This is a genomic window from Psychrobacter pasteurii (assembly GCF_900162815.1).
Classification (GTDB): domain Bacteria; phylum Pseudomonadota; class Gammaproteobacteria; order Pseudomonadales; family Moraxellaceae; genus Psychrobacter; species Psychrobacter pasteurii.
Genome location: NZ_FUGD01000159.1, coordinates 1 through 2,745, shown reverse-complemented (window position 1 = coordinate 2,745; position 2,745 = coordinate 1). Strand labels below are relative to the sequence as shown.

The window sequence follows — 2,745 nt, the reverse complement described above, 5'->3', positions numbered from 1 at the left end:
GTTTCCCTATATTTTGTTGATATATAGGATTAAAATAAGGCTTTATCTGTATTTTTCAAATTAGGGACACGCCCTAGAGAGCTTATTTTAAAGCGCTCATATTTAATAAAATAATCATAAATAATAAGGGAAGTTATTATGCGTACTGCAAGTTATAACAGCTATGGCAAACCTTCTGATGTGTTAAGTATCGTTGATAATCCGATCCCCGAACCTGCACCTAACGAGGTGCGCGTTAAAACTATCTTAGCCTCTATCCACAATCACGATTTAGTGACTATTAGAGGTCAATACGGTGATAAGCCTGACTTGCCTGCTATTGCTGGTAGTGAGGCGTTGGGCGTTATTGACGCCATCGGAACTGATGTAGAGGGATTCGAGGTTGGTCAACGTGTTGCTGCAGCTAGCGTCAAAGGCACGTGGGCAGAATACTTTACCGCACCAGCGAAAATGGTATTTCCTGTTCCTGACGAGTTAGAAGATGAGATGGCCGCACAGCTAATTGCCATGCCGTTAAGTGCGTTGATGCTGTTAGAATTTTTAGAAGTAAAACCTGGTCAATGGGCCATTTTAAACGTCGCCAATGGTGCTGTGGGCAAGTCTTTTGCTATGCTTGCTACGGCCCGCGGTGTAAACAGCATCAGCATTATTCGCCGTCCAGAGGCTGCCGATGCTTTACGTCAGTTGGGCATCGAGCACGTCGTTGACTCTTCGCAGTCTGACTGGATGGATAAAGTCCGCAGCATTGTGGGCGACGCATCAATCAGTGCCGCAGCCGACTCAATCGGCGGTGAAGCCAGTAATGATTTATTAACCCTGCTAGGCAGTGGTGGCACACTCGTCTCCTTCGGGGTCATGGCCGGTCAGCCTATGACGTTAAACCCAAGCAATCTTATTTTTAAAGAAGCGGTTATTAAAGGCTTTTGGGGCAGTAAAACCAGCCGTGAGATGAGTATTGAGAACAAGCATCGTTTAATTAACGAGCTAAAAGACCGCGTGATATCTGGTCAGTTATCACTGCCTGTTGAAGCGATTTATGACTTAGAAGATATTACAACTGCCGTGTCTGGCAAAGTTCAAAAGAACAAACAAGGTAAGGTTTTACTTAGAATTTAATAGATTAATAAGCATACACTCATAAAAAAAGTAGCAGTCAGACTGCTACTTTTTTTGTTAAACCCACTTTTAATTTGATACCCGTTGCTGCCAATACTCATAAAGCTCATTAATTTTTGAGGAACATAACAACGGCATGGCGTCTTTAACTTGAGCCTCTGTCCAGAACCACCACTGCATCTCAAGCAGTTGCTCTATCTCAGCTTTCGAGAAGCGATAGCGAATCAGTTTTGCAGGATTTGAGCCGACAATAGAATACGGCTCGACATTCTTGGTTACCACAGCACGGCTGGCAATAATCGCCCCATCACCGACTGTCACTCCTGGCATAATCATCGCCTCAGAACCAATCCAGACCTCATTACCAATAACCGTATCCCCTGCTCGCTCAAAGCCATCTATAGCATCAGCAAACTGCTCGTCTTGTTGATAAAAAAACGGATAAGTACTGGCCCAAGATGCTTGATGACCTTGATTGCCCGCCATCATAAACACCGCACCAGAGCCAATAGAGCAATAACGCCCAATGATGAGTTTATCGACATCATCCCGATCAGGTGCTAAATAACGCGCACAATCATCGAAGCTGTGACCGTGGTAATAGCCCGAATAATAACTGTACTCACCGACGATAATATTGGGATTGGTGACTTGTTCTTTTAGTAATTTTCCTTGGAAGGGGCTTTCGAAATAGTTATTCATAGTATTGTTCATATTTAATAATATATTTAAGGTCGTAGACTTATTAATAAATTTTCACTAAGCCTTTTTTATATCCTGTATGATTAAAGCACTTAAACCACGAAGGTGCTTAAGATTTATAAAATTTAATTGAGTTGATGCTAGAGGTTTAATTATGAATGATGATATGGACTTTGGAACTATTATAAAGGTTCCACTTCGAGATATATGGAAACATGAAGCTCTAGATTTTACCCCTTGGTTAGCTCGTAACATTAATGTTTTAGGTGAGGTAATAGGGTTAGACTTAGAACTTATCAAAGAAGAAGCTAATTGTGGCGATTTTTCACTCGATTTATTGGCTAAAGATTTAGGAACGAACAAAAACGTCATTATTGAAAATCAATTTAATAGAACTGACCATGACCACCTAGGCAAGCTAATCACCTACGCTGCTTTCCATGATGCAAAGTTTGTTATCTGGATAGCTGAGACTATTAGAGAGGAACATCGTCAAGCCTTATTCAGCAATACCCAAGATGACCGGGCATAAAAAAGCACCCAATAGGGTAATGCCAGTCAGTTAAGGCAAAAACTCAATAAAAGTAATAAAATAGCCCATCTAATAAGTAGATGGGCTATTTTACTATGAGACTACAAGACGCTATTAATGAGACGCATAAAAGGATCCCAGAAACCCTAGAACAATTTAGTGAATTAGTAGACCCTGACTGGATACAACAGGCCTTAGAATATACCGGCAAAGCAAGCATCAGAAGACGGAAGCTACCTGCCGAACACGTTGTTTGGATAGTCATCGGCACAGCTTTATATCGAAACCGTTCCATCTGGTATATCACAGAGCAGATGCGTCTTAATATAGACTCCCAGGCCTGTGTGCCCAGCGCTGTGGTACAAGCAAGACAACGCCTCGGGCATGAGCCTCTA

The 2,745-nt window shown here is 42.0% G+C and carries 4 protein-coding genes; 3 read left to right on the top strand and 1 reads right to left on the bottom strand.

Annotated elements, in window-relative coordinates; all coding sequences use genetic code 11:
* Positions 1-138 precede the first annotated feature (138 nt).
* Positions 139-1,116 carry a zinc-binding dehydrogenase gene (locus A1232T_RS12910; protein ID WP_077449774.1) on the top strand — a complete coding sequence of 326 codons (978 nt, stop codon included), beginning with the start codon at positions 139-141 and terminating at the stop codon, positions 1,114-1,116.
* Between the two features lie 69 nt (positions 1,117-1,185).
* Here the strand turns inward: A1232T_RS12910 and catB are convergent, their stop codons facing one another.
* Positions 1,186-1,818: a type B chloramphenicol O-acetyltransferase gene (gene catB / locus A1232T_RS12905; protein WP_077449773.1), complete on the bottom strand. Its 633-nt coding sequence runs from the start codon at positions 1,816-1,818 to the stop codon at positions 1,186-1,188.
* 154 nt (positions 1,819-1,972) lie between these two features.
* On the opposite strand from catB, the gene A1232T_RS12900 reads away from it, so the two are divergent.
* Together A1232T_RS12900 and A1232T_RS12895 are read left to right on the top strand one after the other, a co-directional pair.
* Entirely contained in the window at positions 1,973-2,350 is a 378-nt protein-coding gene (locus A1232T_RS12900) for a hypothetical protein (protein WP_077449772.1), read from the top strand.
* A gap of 95 nt (positions 2,351-2,445) precedes the next feature.
* Positions 2,446-2,745, top strand: a 300-nt coding sequence (locus tag A1232T_RS12895) for a transposase domain-containing protein (RefSeq protein ID WP_208606956.1), incomplete at its 3' end; no start/stop codon positions are given.